The sequence below is a fragment of the Stenotrophomonas sp. WHRI 8082 genome, from assembly GCF_040223995.2.
Taxonomy (GTDB): domain Bacteria; phylum Pseudomonadota; class Gammaproteobacteria; order Xanthomonadales; family Xanthomonadaceae; genus Stenotrophomonas.
This window is the reverse complement of sequence record NZ_CP167826.1, coordinates 2,881,084-2,904,522: the sequence shown is the minus strand read 5'-3', so window position 1 is coordinate 2,904,522 and position 23,439 is coordinate 2,881,084. Positions and strand designations below refer to the sequence as shown.

The 23,439-nt window shown below is 66.9% G+C and carries 26 protein-coding genes and 1 other RNA gene; 18 read left to right on the top strand and 9 right to left on the bottom strand.

Annotation, left to right across the window (positions count from 1 at the left end):
* Positions 1 to 63: 63 nt before the first annotated feature.
* The 4 genes from ABRP17_RS12610 to ABRP17_RS12595 form a co-directional block, all read right to left on the bottom strand.
* The gene (locus tag ABRP17_RS12610; protein WP_349986182.1) at positions 64 to 2,220 is read right to left on the bottom strand and encodes a bifunctional (p)ppGpp synthetase/guanosine-3',5'-bis(diphosphate) 3'-pyrophosphohydrolase; all 2,157 of its coding nucleotides are present in this window, start codon (positions 2,218 to 2,220) and stop codon (positions 64 to 66) included.
* A gap of 103 nt (positions 2,221 to 2,323) precedes the next feature.
* Positions 2,324 to 2,623 carry a DNA-directed RNA polymerase subunit omega gene (gene rpoZ / locus ABRP17_RS12605; RefSeq protein WP_188326291.1) on the bottom strand — a complete coding sequence of 100 codons (300 nt, stop codon included), beginning with the start codon at positions 2,621 to 2,623 and terminating at the stop codon, positions 2,324 to 2,326.
* Between the two features lie 110 nt (positions 2,624 to 2,733).
* On the bottom strand, positions 2,734 to 3,402 hold the full coding sequence (gmk, locus tag ABRP17_RS12600) for a guanylate kinase (RefSeq protein WP_349986183.1): 669 nt from the start codon (positions 3,400 to 3,402) through the stop codon (positions 2,734 to 2,736).
* On the bottom strand, positions 3,399 to 4,259 hold the full coding sequence (locus ABRP17_RS12595; RefSeq protein ID WP_349986185.1) for a YicC/YloC family endoribonuclease: 861 nt from the start codon (positions 4,257 to 4,259) through the stop codon (positions 3,399 to 3,401). The genes gmk and ABRP17_RS12595 overlap by 4 nt, the downstream gene beginning before the upstream one ends.
* A 121-nt stretch (positions 4,260 to 4,380) precedes the next feature.
* On the opposite strand from ABRP17_RS12595, the gene rph reads away from it, so the two are divergent.
* The 7 genes from rph to pepQ all read left to right on the top strand — a co-directional run bounded on the left by rph (position 4,381) and on the right by pepQ (position 11,717).
* Positions 4,381 to 5,106 (top strand): ribonuclease PH, encoded by a 726-nt coding sequence (gene rph / locus ABRP17_RS12590; RefSeq protein WP_188326288.1) that lies wholly within the window; start codon positions 4,381 to 4,383, stop codon positions 5,104 to 5,106.
* Entirely contained in the window at positions 5,103 to 5,495 is a 393-nt protein-coding gene (locus tag ABRP17_RS12585; RefSeq protein WP_188326287.1) for a VOC family protein, read from the top strand. Before rph ends, ABRP17_RS12585 begins: the two co-directional genes overlap by 4 nt.
* Positions 5,492 to 6,106 carry an RdgB/HAM1 family non-canonical purine NTP pyrophosphatase gene (gene rdgB / locus ABRP17_RS12580; RefSeq protein ID WP_349986186.1) on the top strand — a complete coding sequence of 205 codons (615 nt, stop codon included), beginning with the start codon at positions 5,492 to 5,494 and terminating at the stop codon, positions 6,104 to 6,106. Before ABRP17_RS12585 ends, rdgB begins: the two co-directional genes overlap by 4 nt.
* 26 nt (positions 6,107 to 6,132) lie before the next feature.
* A complete protein-coding gene (gene hemW / locus ABRP17_RS12575; protein ID WP_349986193.1) occupies positions 6,133 to 7,368 on the top strand; it encodes a radical SAM family heme chaperone HemW in 1,236 nt (411 codons plus the stop codon).
* Positions 7,369 to 7,430: 62 nt separating this feature from the next.
* Positions 7,431 to 9,905 (top strand): DUF1631 family protein, encoded by a 2,475-nt coding sequence (locus ABRP17_RS12570; protein ID WP_349986188.1) that lies wholly within the window; start codon positions 7,431 to 7,433, stop codon positions 9,903 to 9,905.
* On the top strand, positions 9,902 to 10,258 hold the full coding sequence (locus tag ABRP17_RS12565; protein WP_188326284.1) for a PilZ domain-containing protein: 357 nt from the start codon (positions 9,902 to 9,904) through the stop codon (positions 10,256 to 10,258). The genes ABRP17_RS12570 and ABRP17_RS12565 overlap by 4 nt, the downstream gene beginning before the upstream one ends.
* Positions 10,259 to 10,382: 124 nt before the next feature.
* Positions 10,383 to 11,717 (top strand): Xaa-Pro dipeptidase, encoded by a 1,335-nt coding sequence (pepQ, locus tag ABRP17_RS12560; RefSeq protein WP_349986189.1) that lies wholly within the window; start codon positions 10,383 to 10,385, stop codon positions 11,715 to 11,717.
* A gap of 599 nt (positions 11,718 to 12,316) precedes the next feature.
* On the opposite strand, the gene ABRP17_RS12555 is transcribed toward pepQ, so the two are convergent.
* The gene (locus ABRP17_RS12555; RefSeq protein ID WP_349986340.1) at positions 12,317 to 13,660 is read right to left on the bottom strand and encodes an aminopeptidase P N-terminal domain-containing protein; all 1,344 of its coding nucleotides are present in this window, start codon (positions 13,658 to 13,660) and stop codon (positions 12,317 to 12,319) included.
* A complete protein-coding gene (locus ABRP17_RS12550; RefSeq protein ID WP_188326281.1) occupies positions 13,660 to 14,208 on the bottom strand; it encodes a UPF0149 family protein in 549 nt (182 codons plus the stop codon). Before ABRP17_RS12550 ends, ABRP17_RS12555 begins: the two co-directional genes overlap by 1 nt.
* Positions 14,209 to 14,351: 143 nt before the next feature.
* Here ABRP17_RS12550 and ABRP17_RS12545 point away from each other — a divergent pair, with 143 nt between their 5' ends.
* The 8 genes from ABRP17_RS12545 to ABRP17_RS12510 all read left to right on the top strand — a co-directional run bounded on the left by ABRP17_RS12545 (position 14,352) and on the right by ABRP17_RS12510 (position 18,462).
* Positions 14,352 to 14,573 carry a TIGR02449 family protein gene (locus ABRP17_RS12545; RefSeq protein ID WP_188326280.1) on the top strand — a complete coding sequence of 74 codons (222 nt, stop codon included), beginning with the start codon at positions 14,352 to 14,354 and terminating at the stop codon, positions 14,571 to 14,573.
* Positions 14,570 to 14,863, top strand: a complete 294-nt coding sequence (locus ABRP17_RS12540; protein ID WP_188326279.1) for a cell division protein ZapA — start codon at positions 14,570 to 14,572, stop codon at positions 14,861 to 14,863. Before ABRP17_RS12545 ends, ABRP17_RS12540 begins: the two co-directional genes overlap by 4 nt.
* A gap of 149 nt (positions 14,864 to 15,012) precedes the next feature.
* Positions 15,013 to 15,198: non-coding RNA, 6S RNA (ssrS, locus tag ABRP17_RS12535), on the top strand.
* A gap of 96 nt (positions 15,199 to 15,294) precedes the next feature.
* Positions 15,295 to 15,882, top strand: a complete 588-nt coding sequence (locus ABRP17_RS12530) for a 5-formyltetrahydrofolate cyclo-ligase (protein ID WP_349986338.1) — start codon at positions 15,295 to 15,297, stop codon at positions 15,880 to 15,882.
* Positions 15,879 to 16,358: an EVE domain-containing protein gene (locus ABRP17_RS12525; RefSeq protein WP_349986337.1), complete on the top strand. Its 480-nt coding sequence runs from the start codon at positions 15,879 to 15,881 to the stop codon at positions 16,356 to 16,358. Before ABRP17_RS12530 ends, ABRP17_RS12525 begins: the two co-directional genes overlap by 4 nt.
* Positions 16,359 to 16,422: 64 nt before the next feature.
* The gene (gene rpiA / locus ABRP17_RS12520) at positions 16,423 to 17,070 is read left to right on the top strand and encodes a ribose-5-phosphate isomerase RpiA (protein ID WP_188326276.1); all 648 of its coding nucleotides are present in this window, start codon (positions 16,423 to 16,425) and stop codon (positions 17,068 to 17,070) included.
* Between the two features lie 32 nt (positions 17,071 to 17,102).
* Positions 17,103 to 17,543, top strand: a complete 441-nt coding sequence (locus tag ABRP17_RS12515; RefSeq protein ID WP_188326275.1) for a DUF192 domain-containing protein — start codon at positions 17,103 to 17,105, stop codon at positions 17,541 to 17,543.
* A 73-nt stretch (positions 17,544 to 17,616) separates the two neighbouring features.
* Positions 17,617 to 18,462 (top strand): SirB1 family protein, encoded by an 846-nt coding sequence (locus ABRP17_RS12510; protein WP_188326274.1) that lies wholly within the window; start codon positions 17,617 to 17,619, stop codon positions 18,460 to 18,462.
* Positions 18,463 to 18,504: 42 nt separating this feature from the next.
* On the opposite strand, the gene ABRP17_RS12505 is transcribed toward ABRP17_RS12510, so the two are convergent.
* Positions 18,505 to 18,696, bottom strand: coding sequence for a rubredoxin (locus tag ABRP17_RS12505; protein WP_188326273.1), 192 nt, complete (start codon positions 18,694 to 18,696; stop codon positions 18,505 to 18,507).
* Positions 18,697 to 18,797: 101 nt separating this feature from the next.
* On the opposite strand from ABRP17_RS12505, the gene thiE reads away from it, so the two are divergent.
* Both thiE and hemL read left to right on the top strand, forming a co-directional pair.
* Positions 18,798 to 19,436, top strand: coding sequence for a thiamine phosphate synthase (thiE, locus tag ABRP17_RS12500; RefSeq protein ID WP_192094036.1), 639 nt, complete (start codon positions 18,798 to 18,800; stop codon positions 19,434 to 19,436).
* The gene (gene hemL, locus ABRP17_RS12495) at positions 19,433 to 20,713 is read left to right on the top strand and encodes a glutamate-1-semialdehyde 2,1-aminomutase (RefSeq protein WP_349986336.1); all 1,281 of its coding nucleotides are present in this window, start codon (positions 19,433 to 19,435) and stop codon (positions 20,711 to 20,713) included. Before thiE ends, hemL begins: the two co-directional genes overlap by 4 nt.
* Before the next feature lie 86 nt (positions 20,714 to 20,799).
* Here hemL and azu read toward each other — a convergent pair whose 3' ends face one another.
* The gene (gene azu, locus ABRP17_RS12490; protein WP_223202983.1) at positions 20,800 to 21,252 is read right to left on the bottom strand and encodes an azurin; all 453 of its coding nucleotides are present in this window, start codon (positions 21,250 to 21,252) and stop codon (positions 20,800 to 20,802) included.
* 104 nt (positions 21,253 to 21,356) lie between these two features.
* Here azu and ABRP17_RS12485 point away from each other — a divergent pair, with 104 nt between their 5' ends.
* Positions 21,357 to 21,971 (top strand): HAD-IA family hydrolase, encoded by a 615-nt coding sequence (locus tag ABRP17_RS12485; RefSeq protein ID WP_349986335.1) that lies wholly within the window; start codon positions 21,357 to 21,359, stop codon positions 21,969 to 21,971.
* 200 nt (positions 21,972 to 22,171) lie between these two features.
* On the opposite strand, the gene ABRP17_RS12480 is transcribed toward ABRP17_RS12485, so the two are convergent.
* Positions 22,172 to 23,398, bottom strand: coding sequence for an acetylornithine transaminase (locus tag ABRP17_RS12480; protein WP_188326269.1), 1,227 nt, complete (start codon positions 23,396 to 23,398; stop codon positions 22,172 to 22,174).
* Between the last annotated feature and the right edge of the window lie 41 nt (positions 23,399 to 23,439).

Sequence of the window (23,439 nt, the reverse complement as noted above, 5' to 3'; positions counted from 1 at the left end):
ACCGGAACAGGCCGCGCTGCACGCTTGCCAGACATGGCCCGGCGCTACGCTGCAGCCCGCGACCTATTGGCGGCGGACCGATTGCACCACCGACAGCCGGCGCAGGCGGCGCATCACTTCGGCCAGGTGGTTGCGGTCGCGGACCTGCACGTTGAAGGCCAACACCGCGGCGTTGAAATCGCGATCCAGGTAGTCGACGCGCTCGATGTTGGACTGGCTGTGCGCGATCGCTGCTGCCAGCTGTGCCAGCACGCCGGTTCCGTTTTCGACCTCGACCACCAGCGAGGTGTCGTAGTCGCCGGACACCGACGAATCCCAGCCTATCGGCACCCAGCGCTCCGGCGACTTGCGCAGCTCGGCCAGGTTCGGGCAGTCCATGCGGTGCACCACGATGCCCTTGCCGGCGGTGTGATACCCCATGATTTCATCGCCGGGAATCGGTTGGCAGCAGTTGGCGAACGTCACCACGCCGCGCTCGCTGCCATTGATCAGGATCTTTTCCTGCGAATGATGGCGGGCACCACCGCGCAGTTCGGCATAGGCCATCAGCGCCTGCGCCGCCTGGTTCGGCATCCAGTTGCCCAGTGCGACTTCGGCCAGCAAGGCTTCCAGACGCGGGAACCGGTGCTCGGCGAGGAACGCATCGAGGCGCCCCTTCGGCAACCGCTCCAACGAAGAGTCCATGGCTTCCAGCGCGCGATCCAGCATGCGATGGCCCAGCTGCACGGCATCTTCGTGCTCCAGCTGTTTCAGCTGGTGGCGGATGGCAGTCCGCGCCTTGCTGGTCACCACGAACTCCAGCCACTGCGGTTTCGGCGTGGCCGAGCGGGCGGTGATAATTTCCACTGTCTGGCCACTGACCAGCTTGGTCCGCAGCGGCACCAGTTTCTTGTCCACCCGCGAGGCGACGGCCGTATTGCCGACGTCGGTATGCACGCCGTAGGCGAAATCCAGCGCGGTGGCGTTGCGCGGCAGCGCCATGATCTTGCCCTTCGGCGTGAACAGATAGACCTCGTCAGGGAACAGGTCGACTTTCACGTTGTCGAGGAATTCCAGCGAACTGCCCGCGGCGCGCTGCGAGTCGATCAGCTCGACGATCCACGCATGCGCACGGCTCTGTGCACTGTTGGGCGTGTCGCCGCCGAACTTGTAGGTCCAGTGCGCCGCCACGCCGCGCTCGGCGATCAGGTCCATTTCCTCGGTGCGGATCTGCACCTCGATCGGCGACCCGTACGGCCCGAACAGCACGGTATGCAGCGACTGGTAGCCATTCGCCTTGGGGATCGCGATGAAATCGCGGAAGCGCCCGTCGAGGGGCTTGAAGGCAGCGTGCACGGCGCCAAGCGCGTGGTATGCATTCGGCACGCTGCGCACCACCAGGCGGAAGCCGAAGACGTCCATGACCTGATCGAAGGATTTGTTCTCGTCGTGCATCTTGTTGTAGATGCTCCACGGGGTCTTGATCCGGCTGACCAGCCGATGCTCGAGCCCTTCCTTCGCCAGCCGCTGACTGAGCTGCACTTCCACCTGCGCCATCGCCTCGCGGCGCACCACCGGCTGGCTGCGGATGTGTTTTTCCAGGATCGCGTGGCGCCAGGGGTACAACGCCTTGAAACCCAGGTTCTGCAGTTCGCTCTTGACCAGGCTCATGCCCAGCCGCTGTGCGATGGGCGCGTAGATCTCCAGCGTCTCGCGGGCGATGCGGCCACGCGCCTCGCTGCTCTGCGCACCCAGGGTACGCATGTTGTGCAGGCGGTCGGCCAGCTTGATCATGATCACGCGCAGATCGCGCGACATCGCCAGCAGCATCTTGCGGAAGCTCTCGGCCGCCGCTTCCTGGCGGTCGCGGAACTTCAGCTTGTCCAGCTTGGTGACCCCGTCCACCAGCTCGGCGACCGGCTCGCCAAACTCTGCGGCCAGCTCTTCCCGGGTCAGCGGGGTATCTTCAATCGTGTCGTGCAGGATCGCCGCGATCAGCGCTTCCATGTCCAGGCCCAGCTCGGCCAGCACCTGCGCCACCGCCACCGGATGGGTGATGTAGGGTTCGCCGGACTTGCGGGTCTGCCCCGCATGCGCAGCGGCGCCGACCTCCCAAGCGCGACGCAGCAACGGCAGCTGCTCCGGCGGCAGGTAACGCGCAGCGCGCTCAAGCTGAAGGACATAGTCGGGTACATCCGCGCGCGGGGGCGCGGCTACCTTGGCAGTGGGGCCTGGGTTCATGGCCGAAGCCTATGCCAGCGTCGCGTTTTCAGCAAATCCTGAATGCGAAACAGCCCGCTTGCGGCGGGCTGTTTCGTGTCTGACCTGAAGCGACGGATGCAGCTCAGTCGTCGTTCTTGGACATGTCTTCGTCGGCAACCACTTCAGCGGCGGCCCATTCCAGCGCTTCACGCTCAGCACGCTCACGCTCGGACTTCTCGACTTCGTCGATCAGCGCGTTGTCGATCTTGCGGGCTGCGATCTCGCGCAGCGCCAACACGGTCGGCTTGTCTTCGGTTTCGCTGTTGTCCAGCGTGGCCGGCACGCCATTGGCGAGCTGGCGAGCGCGCTTGGACGCCATCATGACCAACTCGAAACGGTTGTTCACGACTTCCAGGCAATCTTCTACGGTAATGCGGGCCATACGGGCTCCCGGCGACCGTCAGGCCGCTCAGTCGAATGAGGGAAAGGGGACGGAGTGTAACCGCAGCGACTAGGCGAAATCAAGCCAGCCCCTGGATGATCCTTTTGCAATCAGTCAGTTGCGCCCGCATCCGCGGTCAACAGCGCCTGGATCAGGCCGCCATGACGCACCTTCTGTGCCTCCCGGCGCAGGCGGCTGGCGGTGAAAATGGCACACAACTCATTGACCGCAGTATCGAACACCTCGTTGACGATGACGTAGTCAAAGTCGTTGAAGTGCAGCATTTCCTCGCGCGCCGCTGACAGCCGCTGGGTGATCACCGCCTCGCTGTCCTGCCCCCGCTTGCGCATGCGGTCCTGCAGTGCCTGCTTCGACGGCGGCAGGATGAACACGGTGACCGTGCCCGGCACCAGCTGGCGCACCTGCTGTGCACCCTGCCAGTCGATCTCCAGCAGCACATCCTGGCCAGCCGCCAGCTGCGGCTCCACCGACTGCCGGGCCGTGCCCTTCCAGTCCCCATGCACCCAGGCATGCTCGAAGAAATCGCCATCGGCGATCATCTCTTCGAACCGCTCTGCACTGACGAAATGGTAGTGCTCGCCATTGATCTCGCCCGGCCGTGCCGCGCGCGAAGTGAAGGAAATGGACAGCGCGATCTGCGGATCACGTGCCAGGGTGGCGTTGACGATGCTGCTCTTGCCGGCACCGGAAGGCGCCGCCACGATGTACAGCGTGCCGCGCGCAGGCGTGGCCGACGGAAGGATCGACAGGCTGCTCATTCGATGTTCTGCACCTGTTCGCGGATCTGGTCGATCAGCACTTTCAGTTCCACCGCCGCGTTGCTGGTGCGGCTGTCGACGGACTTGGAGCCGAGCGTATTGGCTTCACGGTTGAACTCCTGCAACAGGAAGTCGAGGCGACGGCCCACCGGCTCGCGCTGCTTCAGCACGCGGCGGATCTCCACGATATGGCTGGACAGGCGGTCCAGTTCCTCGTCCACGTCCAGCTTCTGCAACCACATCACCAGCTCCTGCTCGGCACGGCCGGGATCGACCGGATGCGGCAGGTCGGCCAGGCGCGCGGCCAGCTTGGCACGCTGCCCTTCGCGGATGGCCGGGATCAGGGTGCGGACCTCGGCGGCGACGCGGTCGATGGCGTCCACGCGCTCGCTGATCGCGGTGGACAGCGTGTCACCCTCGCGTTCGCGGGCAGCGACGAAGCCATCCAGCACGTGATCCAGCAGGGACAGCGCCTCGGCCTGCAACACGGCGGCATCGGCGGCTTCGCCCTGCAGCACGCCCGGCAGCTGCAGCAGCTCGGTGAAGTTGACCTGCAGGTTCGGGAAATCCGAGGTAAGCCGGTGCGCGAGCTGGCCCAGCTGGCCCAGCAGCGCATCGTTGACCTGCAGGCTGGATGACGCCTCCGGCGTGCGCAGCCGCATGACCAGGTCCAGCTTGCCACGGCTCAGGCGGGCGGCAATCCGCTCGCGCAGCTGCGGTTCCAGCGCGCGCAGCTCTTCCGGCAGGCGGGTACCGACTTCAAGGAAGCGGTGGTTCACCGAACGCAGCTCGCAGCCCAGCGTGCCCCAATCGGTGGCGCGCTCGCCGCCAGCGTAGGCGGTCATGCTTCGGATCATGGGATTTCCAGATGCTTGCAAAGAGGGAATGGTACCCTAGCGGCTTCTTTCGAGCCTCCCTGCCTGCCCCGATCAGGGTGCGGGCGTGGACGCGTTCTTCCCGCTCCAACGGTACCCCGCCATGTCCAATACCCGCCCCAGTGGCCGCCAGCCCGACCAGATGCGCACTGTCACCCTGCAGCGCGGCTTCACCCGCCATGCCGAAGGTTCGGTGCTGGTGTGCTTCGGCGAAACCCGCGTGCTGTGCACCGCCACGGTGGAGAACCGCGTACCGGGTTTCCTGCGCGGAAAGGGCGAAGGCTGGGTCACCGCCGAATACGGCATGCTGCCGCGCGCAACCCACACCCGCAGCGACCGTGAAGCGGCGCGTGGCAAGCAGGGCGGCCGCACGCTGGAAATCCAGCGTCTGATCGGCCGCAGCCTGCGCGCCTGCGTGGACCGCAATGCACTGGGCGAGCGCACCATCACCCTGGATTGCGACGTGCTGCAGGCCGACGGCGGCACCCGCACCGCGGCCATCACCGGCGCTTACGTCGCCCTGGCCGACGCGGTGAACCTGCTGATGAAGCGCGGCGACATCAAGCGCAACCCGATCATCGGTGCCGTCGCAGCGGTGTCGGTCGGCGTCTACCGCGGCACCCCGGTGCTGGACCTGGATTACGCCGAAGACAGCGATTGCGACACCGACATGAACGTGGTGATGAACGATGGCGGCGGCTTCATCGAGCTGCAGGGCACGGCCGAAGGCCACGCCTTCCGCCGCGACGAGCTGGACGCGCTGCTGGCGCTGGCCGACAAGGGCGTGGGCGAACTGCTCGCCGCCCAGCAGGCGGCGCTGTCGGCATGAAGCGTCGGCTGGCCCTGACCACCTATCTGGTCGATGACTACGACCGCGCCATCGCCTGGTTCACCAGCGCGCTGGGCTTCCAGCTGCAGCAGGACATCGACCAGGGCGCCGGCAAGCGCTGGGTGGTGGTGGCGCCAGCCGCCGACGGCGGGGCCGGCCTGCTGCTGGCCCGCGCCAGCAGTGACGTGCAGGCCTCGCGCATCGGCGACCAGGCCGGTGGCCGCGTTGCCTTCTTCCTGGAGACCGATGATTTCGCACGCGACCATGCCGCGATGCGTGCGGCGGGCGTCGAGTTCCTTGAAGCGCCGCGGCAGGAGTCCTACGCCACGGTCGCCGTATTCCGCGACCTGTACGGCAACACCTGGGATCTGCTGGAGCTGCGCGCATGAAGGACGCCGTGAACGGGCGCCTGGTACTGGCCAGCCACAACGCCGGCAAGTTGAAGGAAATGCAGGCGATGCTGGCTGACCTGCCGCTGCAGATCGTCTCGGCAGCCGCAGCGGGCGTAGGCGATGTGCCGGAAACCGGCCTGACGTTCGTCGAGAACGCGCTGATCAAGGCACGCGCCGCCTGCCAGGCCAGTGGCATGCCGGCGCTGGCCGATGATTCGGGCCTGATCGTTGATGCCTTGGGCGGTGCCCCTGGCCTGTACAGCGCACGCTACGCCGGTAGCCCGACTGACGATGCTGCCAACAACGCCAAGCTGCTGGCCGACCTGAGTGACGTGCCGGCCAGCCAGCGCACCGCGCGGTTCTTCGCGGTGATCGTGCTGCTGCGCCATGCCACCGACCCGCAGCCGCTTATCTGCGAAGGCCGCTGGGAAGGCCTGATCCTGGACGCGCCGCGCGGCAGCAACGGCTTCGGTTACAACCCGGTGTTCCTGGACCCCCGCCACGGCCTGACCGCAGCGGAAATGGAGCCGGCGCTGAAGAACACCCTCAGCCACCGCGCGCTGGCGCTGCAGCAACTGAAGCAGCGACTGTCTTCGATCGTCCTGTAAGCGAAGCGCCCATGCCTGCCCCTATGCTGCCTGCCCTGATTCCGCCGCCGCTGTCGCTGTATGTGCACCTGCCCTGGTGTGTGCGCAAATGCCCGTACTGCGATTTCAACTCGCACCAGGCCAAGGGCGCGTTGCCCTTCGATGCCTATATCGATGCGTTGATCCGCGACCTCGACCAGGACCTGCCGCTGGTGTGGGGCCGCGTGGTGCACAGCGTGTTCTTCGGCGGCGGCACGCCCAGCCTGTTCCCCGCCGAAGCGATCGACCGGTTCCTGCAACAGGCGTCGGCGCGCCTGCGCTTTGCCCCCAACGCCGAAATCACCCTGGAAACCAATCCCGGCACCGCCGAGCACGGGCGTTTCGATGGTTACCGCGCGGCCGGCGTGAACCGCCTCAGCTTCGGCATCCAGACCTTCGACGATGACGCGCTGAAGCGGCTCGGGCGTATCCACGACAGTGCCGAGGCCGAGCGCGCGGTGAAGATGGCGCAGGACGCCGGCTTCGACAACCTCAACATCGACCTGATGTACGCGCTGCCCGGGCAGACCCTGGCCGGCGCGGAGCATGATCTGCACCGTGCCTTCGCCCTGCAGCCGGCGCACATGTCGCACTACCAGCTGACCCTGGAACCGAACACCGTGTTCTTCGCCCGCCCGCCGCAGGGCATCCCGGACGAAGACAGCGCCTGGGACATGCAGGAGCATTGCCAGTCCCTGCTGGCACAGGCCGGCTTCGAGCAGTACGAAGTGAGCGCGTATGCGCGACCTGGCCGACAGAGCGCACACAACCTCAACTACTGGCGGTTTGGCGATTACCTGGGCATCGGCGCCGGCGCGCACGGCAAGATCAGCTCCGGCGCGGAACAGCAGGTGCTGCGTCGCTGGAAACCCAAGCATCCGCAGACCTTCATGGAGACCGCCGGCAGCACAGCGGGGATCGGCGGCGACGACGTCATTGCCGCCGCTCGCCTGCCCTTCGAGTACATGTTGAACCTGCTGCGTCTGCATGAGGGCTTCACCCTGCGTGATTTCGAATCGCGCACCGGGCTGTCGCGCAGCGCGCTCGACGGTCCGCTGCAGCAGGCCGTGCAGCGCGGCTGGCTGGAGATCGTGGATCCGGCAGCGGGCGAGGTCGCGGGCACCTGCGCGGACGACGCCTGCGCCGATCACCACGATCACCGCCCTGCCGACGCCCTGCTGCGCCCGACCGAACTGGGCCGCCGCTTCACCAATGACGTGGTGGAGCTGTTCCTGGGCGAGTAGCGCCGCACCGGCCGACAGGGTAGATTCCGAGCCCGACCAGGGGAAAACGGACGTCCACCATCATGTCAGCCTCGCCGCCGCCGATGCCCGGGGACGCCGCGCGCTTTGCCGCGGTCGACGCACCTCCACGCGTGCGCCGGCTGCTCGGCGCGTTGTTGGGTCTTGCCCGGCAGTCCCTGACCGCACCGCTGACCCTTACCGTGGTGGAGCTGGAGCATGAGCTGCTGCGGGATGCAGAACGCGCCCGCAATGGCCAGGTGCAGGCCGACCTGCTCGCCCAGGCACGGCAGATCCACCCTTTCTCCGAGGGCTTCAGCCAGCGTTTCCTGGAGCAGCTGGCCCAAGCATTCGCCGCCCTCTTTGCGCCGCCGGGCGAAGCACCCGCACGGGCCGAACCCGTGCGGGCGGCCATGCCCACGCTGACCTTGGTCAATGACGTCGATATCGATCGCGACATCGTGCTGGTGGACATCATGCGCCGCGAACTGCAGCGCTCGGCCAATGCCCTGCAGCTGCTGGGCCAGCGCATGGCGGTGCTGGCAGCCGCGCCCGCACTGGACGCCGAGCACGTGCCGCTGGGACCGTCTACGCTGTGCGCCATCGTGCGCAGACTGGGCGACGAAGGCGGGCTGGAGCTGGATGCGCAGCTGGCGCTGTACCGCAGTTTCGAACGTCAGGTACTGGAGCGTCTGGGCGAACTCCTGGAACGTGCCAACGTGCTGCTCGGCCACGAAGGCGTGCTGCCTGGCCTGGTGTACACGCCCTACCTCGCCCGCTCGGCGGCGACCCGGCGCATCGTGACCCAGCCGGGCCGCACTGCCGGCGCGGCAGCAGCGGCACGACCGCGCGCCACGCCGGTGACCTCATGGAACGGCGCCAACAGCAGTGCCACCCGCTCATGGTCGGCGATGATGCACGACACGCTGGGTGGCATGGCCGGGCCCGAGCCGCCTGTGCCCGCGCCCACTTCCGGCTTGCCCTCGGCGTCCGCCGCCAATGCCGCGACACCGCCCCCCTTGCCTTCGCCGTCGGTGGATCTGGCCGCGCCCGCCATGAGCGCCCTGCATCAACTGCTTGCCGGCGCACGCGGCGCGATTGCGCCGGCGGGTGATGCCGGCAACGCCGGTCACACAGCCGACGTGGGCAGCGCGGGTCTCGCAACGCAGGCGGCGGCACCCGGGAGCGCGGCAAGCGCGGCCACGCAGGTACGCCCGGTGGCCACGGCCGTGCCCAGCGCGACCGTCGATGCCGTCCTGATGCAGCTGCAGACCCGCATCGCCCATGGTGCGGCCTCGCACAGCATGGCCGACCTGCAGGCCGCCCTGCTGTCGCAGCTGCGCGCCGAACACGGGGACGACGCCGCGCTGACCGTGAAGGATGGTGACACCCTGGACCTGCTGGGCCTGCTGTTCCAGCAGATCCGCCACGAGCAACGGCCACAGTCGACCACCAATGACCTGGTGGGTCGCCTGCAGGTCCCGTTGGCGCGCGCGGCACTGGCCGATCCTGGCTTCTTCGTGCGCGACGAGCATCCCGCGCGCGAGCTGCTGAACACCATCGCCGAACTGAGCGCGAGTGGACTGCAGGCCGACGATCTCGATCCGCAGCTGGTGCAGAAGATCGAACGCACCGTGGAGACGGTGGTGGAGCAGTACCACGACGACCCGGAGGTGTTCGCTGCGGCCCACGACGAAGTGCAGCAGCACCTGCGCGCGGCCGCGCACAAGGCCGAGCTGGCCGAGCGGCGCCATGTGGAAGCGGCGCGCGGCAAGGAGCGGCTTGAGGTCGCACGCCAACAGGCCACCGCATTGATCGAGCACTGCTGCGCGCAGCACCAGCCGCCGCGCTTCGTGCAGACGCTGCTGCGCCAGGCATGGGCCGATGTGCTCACCTTGACCCAACTGCGTCATGGCGAAGACTCCGCACTGTGGGAGCAGCGGTTGCAGCAGACCACGCGCATCGCGGACATCACGTCCCAGGCACCGGGGGGCGAACACGCCGCCGATGACCTGCTGTGTGCGGAGCTGGAAGCCGCAGTGCTGCAGATCGGCTGCCATCAGGACGAGGCGCATGCGATCGCCCGGCGCCTGTCCACGCCGGGCGGCGAAGATGACAGCAGCTCGCGCACCGAACTGACAGCGCGCCTGAAGGCGCGCACCCGGCTGGGCGAGCAGGCCAATGGCCACGACACACGGCGTCTGGCGCCGCTTGCGCGCAGCGCTCTGGAAGAAGACTGCTACCGCCAACTGCGCACCCTGCCCTTCGGCACCTGGTTCGAGTTCGTGATCAACCAGCAAGGCGACCTGCACCGGCAGCGTCTGTCCTGGTACAGCCTGGTGACCGAGCATGCGCTGTTCGTCAATCCACGCGGCCAGAAGGTCGCCGAGTACACCCTGGATACCCTGGCGCGGCTGATGGCGCTGGAGCAGGCGCGGATCGTGACGGAAGACAACGGCCGCCTGATCGACCGTGCCTGGCAGGCCACGCTGCGTACACTGCGCACGCTTGCAGGCAACCGCTTGGGAGACCCCGCATGAACGGCGTCGAAGACACTCCGGACACCCGCCGCGCGCCCCGGCGCAATGTCGCCGACCTGGTGCCGGTGACCGACAGCATGACCGAGCGGGTGATCGGCCGCCTGGGCAACGTCTCGGAAACCGGCATGCTGATGCTCGCCTCGGTGCCGCTGCGCGAGGATGCCCTCTACCAGTTGCAGTTCACCCTGCCGCTCAGTGACGGACATCGTGCGCCGATCGATGTGGGTGTTCATCTGCTCTGGGCCGATCCCGCGCACGTGGCTGGCCAGACGTGGGCGGGCTTCCGCTTCATCACCCTGGGGCGTGAACACCGCGACCTGCTGCGCAGCTGGATCGGTCAACAGCCCGACTGACGCCGTCCTGCCCGGGGTTTGCGCGGTGCCGGGCACTCCCCATCACGCCCAGCGCCGGTTCCGGCACAGCAGCCAGGCAGCGCTTGCGGCACAATCGTGGATTGTTTTCCAACGAGTCACCGCGATGATCCAGCATGACCCCGGCGTCCTCTATCCCGACCACCTGGCCGTGCTCTGCCAACGTGCAGAGACCGCCTTGGCCCGCGGCGGTTTCGATCATCTGGTGATTCCCAGCGGTACCCTGCACTATCAGGTGTTCGACGATCGCGATTACCCGTATGCCGTCAATCCACAGTTCAAGGCGTGGTTGCCGCTGACGCGCGTGCCGAACAGCTGGTTGGTGTTCACGCCGGGCGAGCGTCCCAAGGTGATTTTCCACCAGCCCTTCGACTACTGGCATGTGGTGCCGGATGCACCGAGCGGCTGGTGGGCAGGCCACTTCGACATCCACATCATCCGTACGCCGGAAGAGGCGCTGGCGCTGCTGCCCAAGGACCGTGCGCGCTGCGCCGTGCTGGGCGAACCGCAGAGCACGCTGGGTGACTGGGCGCCGAACAATCCGGCGGGCGTCGTCAACTATCTGGACTACTACCGCGCGTACAAGACGCCGTATGAGATCGCCCTGATGCGTCAGGCGCAGGTATCGGGCGTGCGCGGCCATCGTGCAGCAGAAGCCGCTTTCCGCGGGGGGGCCGACGAGTTCTCCATCCACATGGCGTACTGCGCCGCCGTCGGCCAGGATGCCAACGAGTTGCCCTACGGCAACATCGTGGCGCTGAACGAACACGCCGCGGTCCTGCACTACACCGAACTGGGCCGGCAGGCGCCGCAGCCGCTGCGCAGCTTCCTGATCGATGCAGGCGCGAGCGCGCACGGTTATGCCAGTGACATCACCCGCACCTACGCCATGCACGGCCACGATGAGTTCGCCGCGATGATCGCCGCCGTGGACGCAGCGCAGCAGCAGATGTGCGCGTCGGTGCGCACAGGTGTGGACTACAAGCAGTTGCACGTGGACGCGCATCTTTCCTTGATGGGCGTCCTCAAGGATTTCGGCGTCATCACCGTGTCGCCGCAGACGGCCGTGGAGACCGGCGTCAGCGCCGCGTTCTTCCCGCATGGCCTGGGCCACCTGATCGGGCTGCAGGTGCACGACGTCGCGGGCTTCGCGGCGGGCGAAGACGGTGGCCGCATCGAACGCCCCGCCGGTCATCCCTACCTGCGCATGACACGCGTACTGGAGCCGGACATGGTCGTCACCATCGAGCCGGGCCTGTACTTCATCGACATGCTGCTGGACGAAGTGAAGCAGGCCGGTCATGGCGCCAGCATCGACTGGAACCGGGTGGATTTCTTCCGTCCGTATGGCGGCATCCGCATCGAAGACGAAGTGCTGTGCACGACCGGCGAAGCGGACAACCTGACCCGTCCGGAGTTCGCGGCGGCAGCGAACGGGTGAGACCCCCTCGCGGCGGGCTTTAGAGCTGAAGCCGTGGATGGGCCGGACGGTGGGGCTGGTCGGGGGACGCGCACAAGTACATCCATGTAGCGCTCGTTTCGCGCCATCCATGGCGCTCAACGCCCCCGCCCAGCCCCACCGCCCGGCCCCTGACAGGTTCCGTGGCCGCCCGCCGCGTATTAGAAAAAAGAAAAGCGGTAGCGCCGACCCATGGTCGGCGAGCGCAGCGGGCCGTTGGCGGGAACCCTCCGCCGACCATGGGTCGGCGCTACCGCAGGCATCGTTGACCCGTCGGGTGGAGGGAGCCCCTGAGTCAGGGGCGGCCGCGAAGCGGCGGGGTGTGGGTGCTGGTAAGACGGGGCCCACGGTTTGCGAAGCAAAGCGTGGGAGCGGCAGCGCGAATGCGATGACGTGGACCCCGCCATGGATGGCGCGAAACAAGGCACGCATGGATGCGGCCCTTGCCGTCCCCCGCCAACCCACCCCGCCCCGCCTACACGCAGCCCAGCAGCCTTTGACGTTGCCTTTGCTGTAGCTGTAGCTGTGGCTGTGGCTTTGGCTTCAAAGCCCCCCCGCCGGGCGCAACCCCGGCAAACCCCTCATCCCTGCATGAACGCTTCGATCTCGTCCGCGCTGCGTGCCAGACCCTCGGTCAGCACCCGGTGCCCGTTGTCGGTGATCAACACGTCATCCTCGGTCCGGATGCCAATGCCGCGCCAACGGGCGTCCACGCTCGTATCGTCCGCGCTCACATACAGCCCCGGCTCGATGGTGAACACCATGCCCGGCTCCAACAGGCGGGACTCGCCAGCCAAGCGGTAATCGCCGACATCGTGCACGTCCAGGCCGATCCAATGACCGGTCTTGTGTCGATAGAAGCGCTTGTAATGCGCCTCGGCGATGTTGGCCTCCAGCGTTCCCTTCAACAGCCCGAGCCGCAGCAGGCCCTCGGTCAGCACGGTGACCGCTGCCAGATGGCCCGCCTCATACGCCACACCCGGCCGTGCCTGCGCCAACGCCGCAGCCTGGGCCGCACCAACCAGGTCATGCAGCGCCCGCTGATCGGCACTGAAGCGTCCATTGACCGGAAACGTACGGGTGATGTCGCTGGCGTAGTTGCGATACTCCGCACCTGCATCGATCAGGACCAGGTCGCCATCGCGTGAGCGCGCATTGTTGTCGCGGTAATGCAGGATGCAGGCATTGTGCCCGGCCCCGACGATACTGGAATACGCGGGGCAGGCATCGTGGGCGCGGAACACGCGCTCCACCTCGGCCTGCAGTTCGTACTCATGGATGCCGGGCCGCGCCACACGCATCGCAGCCTGGTGCGCCTGCACGCTGATCCGCGCCGCTTCGTCCATCACCGCCACTTCCGCCGCGGATTTGAACAGGCGCTGTTCGTGCAGCAGATGGCCCAGTTCGAGGAACTCGTGCGGCGGTTGCGCACCGTGCCGCACCTGCGATCGCACGCGGTTCACCCAGCCGATCAGCTTGAGGTCGAACTCCGCATCGCGGCCAAAGTGGTAGTAGACGCGCGAACGCCCTTCCAGCAGGCCCGGCAGGATGTCGTCCAGATCGTCGATCGGAAACGCATCGTCCATGCCGAAATCCGCTACGGCGCCCTCCTGGCCGGCCCGCGCGCCGTCCCATGCCTCCCGTTCGGCATCGCGCTCGCGGCAGAACAGGATCACTTCCCCATGGCGGCGGCCGGGCACCAGCACCAGCACGGCATCCGGCTCCGGGAAGCCACTGAGGTACCAGAAATCCGAGTCCTGCCGGTACGGGTAATGCGTATCCAGGCTGCGGACTTTCTCCGACGCTGCCGGCAGTACCAGGATCGCATCGTCGCCCGCCATCTCCATCAACTGGCGACGGCGGCGCCTGTATTCGGCGGCACCGATGCCGGTGCGCTGACGAAGGTCCGCGCGCGCCCCGCCCATCAGTTCAGGCGCTGGCGATGGCGTGCAGCCATCACGCAGTCCCCGTGCAGCAGCAGCACCGCGATGCGGATGAACTCCTCGATTTCCGCGAGGGCTTCCTCGTCGTCCTCGGCGTCACTATCAAAATCCTCGCTGGACGCCTGGGCCAGCTTGGCCAGATCGTTGAGCGCTTCTTCGCCTTCTTCGGACAACGGCGGCCGGCTATGGCCCGAGCCCAGCCCGAATCCGCCAAGGAAGGCGCGCGCCCATCCAAACAGGGCATCGACCTGGTCGTTGGTCGCCGTGCTGTCGGTCAGCAGCAGCTCGAAGCCGAAATCGCGGTCTTCCAGCTGCTTCACCGACGCCTCCAGCAATTGCGCCAGCGCACTCCCTTCGGCCACGGAAGGCAGCGCATCGTCCGCCAGCACGCGGGCCGGCCAGTCATTTCCCGGCGCACCGCCGGCAGCCAGCCAGCCACACAGGCCGCCATGCAGTTCGGCGGGGGTCGCGCCAAGGCCCAGCGTGGCACTGGCACGGAAGACGTCGTCGACGGAAGGAAGTTCGGTCATCTGCAAGCTCATCTCGGTAAGGGGGCGACCTGCGCGTTACCGCTCGTGTCGCCGATGGGCTAGTTTAGAACGGGACGCGTCACCTCGCAGCCTATCTGCGCCGACGCTTGACCGTGGTCAAACCCCCTGAGACTCTTGCGCCCATGGACCATCCCAGCCCCTTCGACCAGTTGCAGGCCTTCGCCGCCCGGGTGGAGGCGCTGCTTGAGCGCAACCAGCGCCTTGCCGAGGAGAACCGCAGCCTGCGCCACCAGCAGGAACAGCTGGCCACCGAGCGCTCCACCCTGCTGGCCAAGAACGAACAGGCCCGCTCGCGCGTGGAAGCGATGATCACCCGGCTCAAATCCCTGGAGCAGCACACATGAGCGGCGCAGAACCGGTCAACGTCCGCATCCTGGACCGTGATTACACGGTGGGGGTCGGCGCAGAAGAGCGCGACAGCCTGATGGCCGCCTCGCGCCTTCTAGATGCGAAGATGCGCGAAATCCGGGGCAGCAACCGGATGGTCGGCGTAGATCGCGTGGCCGTACTGGCAGCCCTCAACCTGGCCCACGAACTGCAGCAGCTGCGCGACGAGAATGCCCGCCAGGCCGTTGCCCTGCAGCAGACCCTGTCCGACCTCAATCGCCGCCTCGACCGCGCGATCGACCAGTAAAAAAGGGGACGGAGGGGATCAAGGCGTTTTTGACACTGCGTATCGCGCCTTAATCCCCTCCGTCCCCTTTTTTTCTGTTTCTGAATTGGTACGCACTGTTGCCGACGAACGGACTACCCCTCCGCAGTGGGCTCGCTATACTGTTGGTGCGTTCTCTGCGGTACACGACGGCATGTGCAAACATTCGCCTTGTCCCTTAAGAACGACACCGGGAGCGCGACGGAGCCGGGAGTGCAGGTCCGCCTTGTAGCGGGAAGCCCGATGGCCCCCCAGCGTTCCCACTTGAGCCCCTGGGTTCAAGGTCGTTTCGCATGCATCGTCATTGCGGAGAATGCAATATTCGACAAAGGCGGCGTCTTCGGATGTCGCCTTTGTTTTTTCCAGCGCGGCACGCGGCACAATGGGGCGATTCCCTCACCGCCGAGCCGACGATGACCGATCCTCGCCAGGACCTGCGTGCCCTTCTGCGGCAGCGCCGTCGCGACCTGCCTGCTGCCGTCCGCATCGACGCGGCGGATCGCTTGGCCGAGCGCCTGTTCGCCCTGCCTTTTGCGCCCCGACACGGCCATGTCGCCGGTTACTGGGCGATGGATGGCGAGATCGCCCTGCATCGCTGGCAGGTGGGACTGCCCGAAGCAGTGACCTATTGCCTGCCCGTGCTGCACGGTGACGTGCTGCGCTTCGCGCCGTGGCGTCCGGGTCAGCCGCTGCGGCAGAACCGCTTCGGCATACCCGAACCGGACCTTGCCGCGGCCGACACGCTGCAAGCCGCTGACATGGACCTGGTGGTCACGCCCTTGGTGGGCTTCGATGCCGGCGGTGGGCGCCTTGGCATGGGAGGCGGCTGGTATGATCGCAGCTTCGCCTTCCGGCACGATCGCCCCGCTCCGCCGTGGTTGGTCGGCGCGGCCTTCGCCGTGCAGCAGGTCGATGCATTGCCGGTGGCGTCGTGGGACGTCCAGGTCGATGCCATCTGCACCGAGGCGACCACCCTTTTCACTTCCCCCGTGAACGCATGACTGCCCGCAAGCGCTACTGGCTGATGAAGTCCGAACCGGACGCCTTTTCCATCGACGACCTGCAGCGCGTCGGCACCGAGCCGTGGAATGGTGTACGCAACTACCAGGCGCGCAACTTCATGCGCGACGGCATGCACGTCGGCGACGGCATCCTGTTCTACCACTCCAATACCAAGGTGCCCGGCATCGTCGGGGTGGCCACCGTGGCAAGTGCCGCCTATCCCGACGACACCCAGTTCGATCCGACATCGGACTACCACGACCCGAAGAGCACCCGCGAAGAACCGCGCTGGATGCTGGTGGACGTGGCCTTCGAACGGAAGCTGGCCCGGGTGATCGCGCTGGACGAGATAAAGCAGCACACCGATGAACTCGGCGATGGCTTCCCGCTTACCGCCAAGGGCAATCGCCTGTCTGTGTTCCCGGTGACGGCCGCGCAGTGGAAGCTGCTGTTGTCGCTGGAAAAGAAAGCCTGACGCCGCCCCGCCTGCTGCGACCTGTCCGCCTCCCTCCCGCCATTCCCCTCCTGAGATTCTCCGCATGTCCGAAGCCAAGCGCCTGGCCGCCGAAAAAGCCATCGAGTACGTTGAAGACGGCATGATCGTCGGCGTCGGCACCGGGTCTACCGTGGCCTATTTCATCGACGCATTGGGCCGTATCCAGCACCGTATCAAGGGCGCCGTGTCCAGTTCCGAGCAGAGCACCGCGCAGTTGCGGAAGCATGGCATCGAGGTGATGGAACTCAACCACACCGGCACGCTGTCGCTGTATGTGGATGGTGCCGACGAGTGCGATCCGGGCAAGTGCCTGATCAAGGGCGGTGGTGCCGCGCTGACCCGCGAAAAGATCATCGCCGAGGCCAGCGAGCGCTTCATCTGCATCGTCGACCCGAGCAAGCAGGTGCCCGTGCTGGGCCGGTTCCCGCTGCCGGTGGAAGTCATCCCGATGGCGCGCAGCCTGGTCGCCCGGCAGATCCGCGACATGACCGGCGGGCAGCCGACGTGGCGCGAAGGCGTGGTGACCGACAACGGCAACCAGATCCTGGACATCCACCATCTGCAGATCACCGATCCGGAGAAGCTTGAGCGCGAGCTCAACCAGTTGCCGGGCGTGGTGTGCGTCGGCCTGTTCGCACGGCGCCGTGCCGACGTGGTGATCATCGGCGGTGAACCGCCCGTGGTGCTGTGAATCCTGCCCGCTCCCCCGAAAAGGTAAACACAATGTCGATCCGTACCCTGCTCCTGCTGCCCCTTCTTGCCTTGGCCGGCTGCGCCACCGGCGCGCCCCAGCACTGGGTGGAACTGGAAGGTGCCCGTTACCAGGTCGAGCTTGCGCAGAACGACGAGACGCGTGCGCGCGGCCTGATGTTCCGCGACAGCATGCCCGAGGACCACGGCATGCTGTTCATCCATGACCGCGAGGAACAGCAGGCGTACTGGATGAAGAACACCAAGCTGGGCCTGGACATCCTGTACTTCGACAGCGCGCGCAGGCTGGTCAGTCAGCAGCGCGATGTGCCGCCCTGCTCGGCGGGCGACATGTGCCCGCCGTACCCGAGCACCGGGCCCGCACGTTACGTGCTGGAGCTCAATGCGGGGCAGGCCGAAAAGATGAAACTCAAGGATGGCTCGGAACTGAAGTTCGGTCCCGGCATCCCGTAATCGCGGTTGCGGCGCGGCCTGATTTCACGCCGCGCAGCTTGAATACTGCCGGCGATGCCTCCAGTCTGTCTGCATGCAGGACTGGATGACATTGCCCGACTGGGATTCGCTGGCCGAACTCGATGACGAGTCGTTGCCCCTGTTGCCGACCGCCCTGCTGATCGCCCGCGATGAGTATCCTGGGCTGGATCCCGCACGCTACGACGCCACCCTGCAGGGCTATGTCGAGCACCTGCAGGCGGAGGTGGACACGATTACCGCCGCGCCGCTGAAGATGGCCGCCATCAACCGCCATCTGTTCGACGAGCTCGGCTTCAGCGGCGACCACGACGAGTACTACGACCCGCGAAACAGTTACCTCAACGAAGTGTTCGAGCGTCGTCTGGGCAATCCCATTTCGCTCGCCCTGGTGCAGATGGAAGTCGCCCGCCGCCTGGGCATCACCCTGGATGGGATTTCGTTCCCAGGACACTTCCTGGTCCGCCTGCCGATGGACGAGGGGGTGCTGGTCATGGACCCCTTCAACGGTGGCCGGCCCCTCAGCGTGGAGGAGCTCCGCGAGCGCGCCAGTTCGCATCTGGGCGGCCAGCTGCCCGATGACCAGGTGCTGGCGCAGATACTGGATCCCGCCCCCAGCCGCGCGATCCTGATGCGCATGCTGCGCAACCTGCATGGCGTCTATGCCGAGAACCATCAGTGGGATCGCGCCGCCCGCAGTGCGGATCGCCTGCTCAAGCTCGCGCCGGACAGCGGTGACGCCCTGCGTGACCGCGGGTTGGCGTACCTGAAACTGGATTACCTGGCCGGTGCGCGTCGCGACCTCGGCCGCTACGTCCAGCGCAACCCGGACGCGGGCGACGCCCAGGCATTACGAGAGAAACTGGTCGACCTGGGCGGGCCGCGCACGCGGCTGCATTGACCGCCGCCAGGCTGGGCGTTCGGCGCAGCGTCGCGTCGGGGCTCAGTCGATCTCGACCATCTCGAAGTCATCCTTGCCGACGCCGCAGTCCGGGCAGGTCCAGTCCTCCGGCACGTCGTCCCACGCCGTTCCCGGGGCAATGCCCTCTTCGGGCAGGCCATCCACTTCGTGGTACAGGAAGCCGCAGACCACGCACATCCACGTGCGTGCCGCGTTCGGGCGACTCTCGCTCATCGCACGTTATCCTTAAAGATCACATTACCCTTCAAGATATGGCCTTGCCTCTGCATCCTGCGGCCATTGTCCCACTGCGGCCGCACAACCGGTAGCCATCCATGACCCGAGCCCCTGTGGCGCCTCGCGGCGTCTATCTGATCACCCCCGACGAAGCCGACACAGCGCGCCTGCTGGTTCGCGTCGCCCCATTGCTGGCGGCGGGTGCGTGCTGGCTGCAGTACCGTAACAAATCCGCCGATGCAGTGCTCCGCCACGAACAGGCCGCCGCCCTGCAGGCCCTGTGCGATGCGCATGGCGTGCCGCTGATCATCAACGATGACGCGGTGCTGGCCCAGCGCATCGGCGCTGCAGGCGTGCATATCGGCGAAGACGACGGCGACATTGCCGCCGCGCGCGCCCTGCTGGGCCCCCGGGCCATCATCGGCGCCTCCTGCTATGACGACCTGGGCCTGGCCGAACGTGCCGTGGCAGCGGGCGCCAGCTACATTGCCTTCGGCGCCTTCCATCCCAGCAGAAGCAAGCACACCACCCGTCGCGCACACCCGGACCTGCTGCGGCAGAGCGCCGCACTGGGTGTACCGCGGGTGGCGATCGGCGGGCTGACGCCGGACAATGTCGGTCCCGTCATCGCCGCCGGCGCCGAGCTGGTGGCCGTGATCAGCAGCGTGTTCGAGGCCGACGATCCGGTCGCCAGCCTGCACGCCTACCTCGCATGTTTCCAGGATTCCCGCGCATGAACCACGATCAGTCCCACGCCCTGTTTACCCGCGCCCAGGCGCTGCTGCCCGGCGGCGTCAATTCGCCGGTGCGCGCGTTCAAGTCGGTCGGCGGCGAGCCGTTCTTCGTCGAGCGCGCTGATGGCGCTTATCTGTACGACGTCGATGGCAATCGCTACATCGACTACGTCGGCTCGTGGGGCCCGATGATCGTCGGCCACAACCACCCGACAGTGCGCCAGGCGGTGAAGAAGGCAGCCGACAGCGGCCTGTCGTTCGGCGCGCCCTGTGCGGCCGAAGTCACCATGGCCGAGACCCTGACCCGGCTGGTGCCGTCGTGCGAGATGGTGCGCATGGTCAACTCCGGTACCGAAGCCACCCTGTCCGCGATCCGGCTGGCCCGCGGTGCGACCGGCCGCAGCCGCATCGTCAAGTTCGAAGGCTGCTACCACGGCCACGGCGATTCGTTCCTGGTGAAGGCCGGCAGCGGCATGCTGACCCTGGGAGTACCGACCTCACCGGGCGTCCCCGCCGGCCTGAGCGAGCTCACCCTGACACTGCCCTACAACGACTTCGATGCCGCCACGGCGTTGTTTGAAACGCAGGGCGAGCACATTGCCGGCCTGATCATCGAGCCAGTGGTCGGCAACGCCAACTGCATCCTGCCGCGCGAGGGCTACCTGCAGCACCTGCGTGCACTGTGCACGCGCTTTGGCACCGTGCTGATCTTCGATGAAGTGATGACCGGCTTCCGCGTGGCGCTGGGCGGCGCGCAGGCGCATTACGGCATCACGCCCGACCTGACCACCTTCGGCAAGATCATCGGCGGCGGCATGCCGGTGGGTGCTTACGGCGGCAAACGCGAACTGATGCAGCAGATTTCCCCGTCGGGCCCGATCTATCAGGCGGGCACGCTGAGCGGCAACCCGGTGGCGATGGCCGCCGGCCTGGCGATGCTGGAACTGGTGCAGCAACCGGGCTTCCATGCCGACCTGTCCGCCCGTGCCGCACGCCTGTGTGCCGGTCTGGAACAGGCCGCAGCCGATGCTGGCGTACGCGTCACCACCACGCAGGTCGGCGGAATGTTCGGCCTGTTCTTCACCGATCAGAAGGTGGAGACCTACGCCCAGGCGATCGCCTGCGACATCCCCGCGTTCAACCGCTTCTTCCATGCGATGTTGGAGCAGGGCGTCTTCCTCGCCCCGTCTGCCTATGAGGCTGGCTTCCTGTCCAGCGCGCACGACGACGACGTGATCGACGCCACCCTCGCCGCCGCCCGCATCGCCTTCAACGCCTGAGCAAAAAAGGGGACGGAGGGGATTAAGTCGCATCCGGCCTGCAACTGGGCCAGATGCGACTTAATCCCCTCCGTCCCCTTTTTTTATCAGCCGAACGTCAGCTTGCCTTTCATCATGGCGAAGTGGCCGGGGAAGGAGCAGAAGAAGGTGTAGTCGCCGCCCTTGCGCAGGAGCGTGGTGGGGAAGCGGAGGGTGGTGCTCTGACCGCCGCCGATCACCTTGGTATGAGCGAGTACGCGCGCGTCGGCCTTTGGCACGTAGCTGTCGGCCAGGGTGCCGCGCATGCCGACCATCGCCACTGCCTGGTAATCCGCTGTACGGGTCAACACCCAGTTGTGCCCCATCGCCGTCGCAGCCAGCTTGCCGGTGTGGCGCAGGGTCAGGTTGACCTCGCTGCAATCGGCCGCCAGCTTGATCTCCCGGCTGCTGAAGGTCATCTGGTCGGTACTGTCGATGCTCACGGCACATACCCGCGCCATGGCGGCCGGCGCCATCAGCAGCGCCCCCATTCCTGCGATCCACACCCACGCACTGCGCATCCGTCTACTCCCGTTCTACCCAGCCTGCATTGTAGGAACTCCGGCATGACGGTGGCTGCGACAGGGGGTCGCAGCGGCGCGCAGGAGTCAGGCATGCTGCTGTGATGAATCCGCTTATCGACGTGCTGCTGCTGGATGTGGACGGCGTGCTGCTGGACTACGACGGTGCGCGGCGAATACGCCATCTTGCCGAGGCCCTGTGTGTGCCTGCCCTCCGTGTTTCGCACGCGCTGCAGGCGGGTGGGCTGGACACTGCTTACGATAGTGGCGACGTGGATACCGTCGGCTACCTGCAACGGCTGAGCAAGGCGCTGGATGCGGACGTCGACGCCCCGACCTGGGTCGCTGCCCGCGTCGTGGCCAGCCGACCGTGTGATGCGGTGATACAGCGCGTGCTGGCCCTTCCTCCCACGCTGCGGATCGGCCTGCTGACCAACAACGGACCGATGATGACCGAGGTGCTCGCGCAGTTGCTGCCGACGCTGTGTGTGCGGGCGCGTGGTCACATTCTGTGCAGCGCGATGCTCGGTGGCCGCAAGCCGGATCCGGCGGTGTACCTGCGTGCCTTGGATTGGGTGGAAGCGACGCCGCGGCGGACGTTGTTCATCGATGATTTGTTCCGCAATGTGCGCGGCGCACGCCTGGCCGGCCTGCATGCGGAGACGGCAGACGATGGCCGCAGCCTGGGGCGTGTGTTCAAGCGCTACGGTCTGGCGTAGCGCTGGACATGGGGGGGGGCACCGCGCGGGGGGCGCGGGGGGCTGCGCGGGATGGCGCTTCGCGGGCGGCGGGGCTGCCGGGGGGGGCCGCGCGGGCTGCGGCGGGGCTGCGCGGACGGACGGGGCCGGGGGGTAGAGCCGACTTTAGTCGGCTGTTCTCCGATGTTGAAGCAGCCGACTTAAGTCGGCTCTACCTCGCGTCAGCGGGCGGCGATGTAGCTCGCTACCGCCGCGTGCAGGCGCTTCAGGCCCTCGGCGATTTCTTCGTCGGTGATGTTCAGCGCGGGCACGAAGCGCAGCACGTCCGGGCCCGCCTGCAGGGTCAGCAGGCCGTGCTCGGCGGCGTGATCCAGGATCACCCCGGCCTGGCCTGCATGCGCCTTGGACAACACCGCGCCCAGCATCAGCCCACGCCCGCGCACCTGGCCGAACACGCCGAACTCGGCATTGATCCGCTCGAACCCTTCGCGCAGTGCGTGCGACTGGCGGCTGACGTTGCTCGCGATTTCAGGCGACGCCAGCTTGCGCAGTGCCACGCGGGCCACCGCGGCCGCCAACGGATTGCCACCAAAGGTCGTGCCGTGCGCGCCGAACTGCATGGTGTCGGCCACCTTGGGACCGGCCAGCATCGCGCCGATCGGGAAGCCGCCACCCAGCGCCTTGGCCAAGGTCACCATGTCCGGCACCACGCCATCCTGCCAATGCGCGAACAGCGTACCGGTGCGGCCCATGCCGACCTGGATCTCATCCAGCACCAGCAGCGCGTCATGCTGGTCGCACAGGTCGCGCACCCGCTTCAGGAACCCGGGTTTGGCCGGCATCACACCGCCCTCGCCCTGCACCGGCTCGAGCATCACCGCCGCCACGTCGCCGGCGGCCATTGCGGTCTCCAGCTGCACTTCATCGTTGAAGTCCACGTAGCGGAAGCCCTGCGGCAGCGGCTCGTACCCTTCCTGATACTTCGGCTGCGCTGTCGCCGTCACGGCTGCCAGCGTGCGGCCGTGGAAACTGCCGCGGAACGTGACGATGACCCGTTTGTCGACCGGACGGCCCTGCGAGGACGCCCACTTGCGCACCATCTTGATGGCCACTTCGTTGGCTTCTGCACCCGAGTTGCACAGGAACACGCGCTCGGCGAAGCGGCTGGCCTTCACCAGCTCCTCGGCAAGATGCAGCGGCGGCGCGCTGTAGAACACGTTGCTGGTGTGCCACAGCTTGCCGGCCTGTTCGGTCAATGCCGCCACCAGGTCCGGATCGTTATGGCCCAGGCCACATACCGCGATGCCAGCGGCCAGGTCGATGTACTCGCGGCCCTGCGAATCCCATACGCGCGCGCCCTGGCCGCGCTCGAGCACGACCTGGCGCGGCTTGTAGACCGGCAGGTAATAGTGCGAAAGAGAAATCAGCGGATCGGTGGCAGCGGTCATGGCAGTCCGGAGAGCTTCGGAAGGTGCCCATTCTCGCCCCG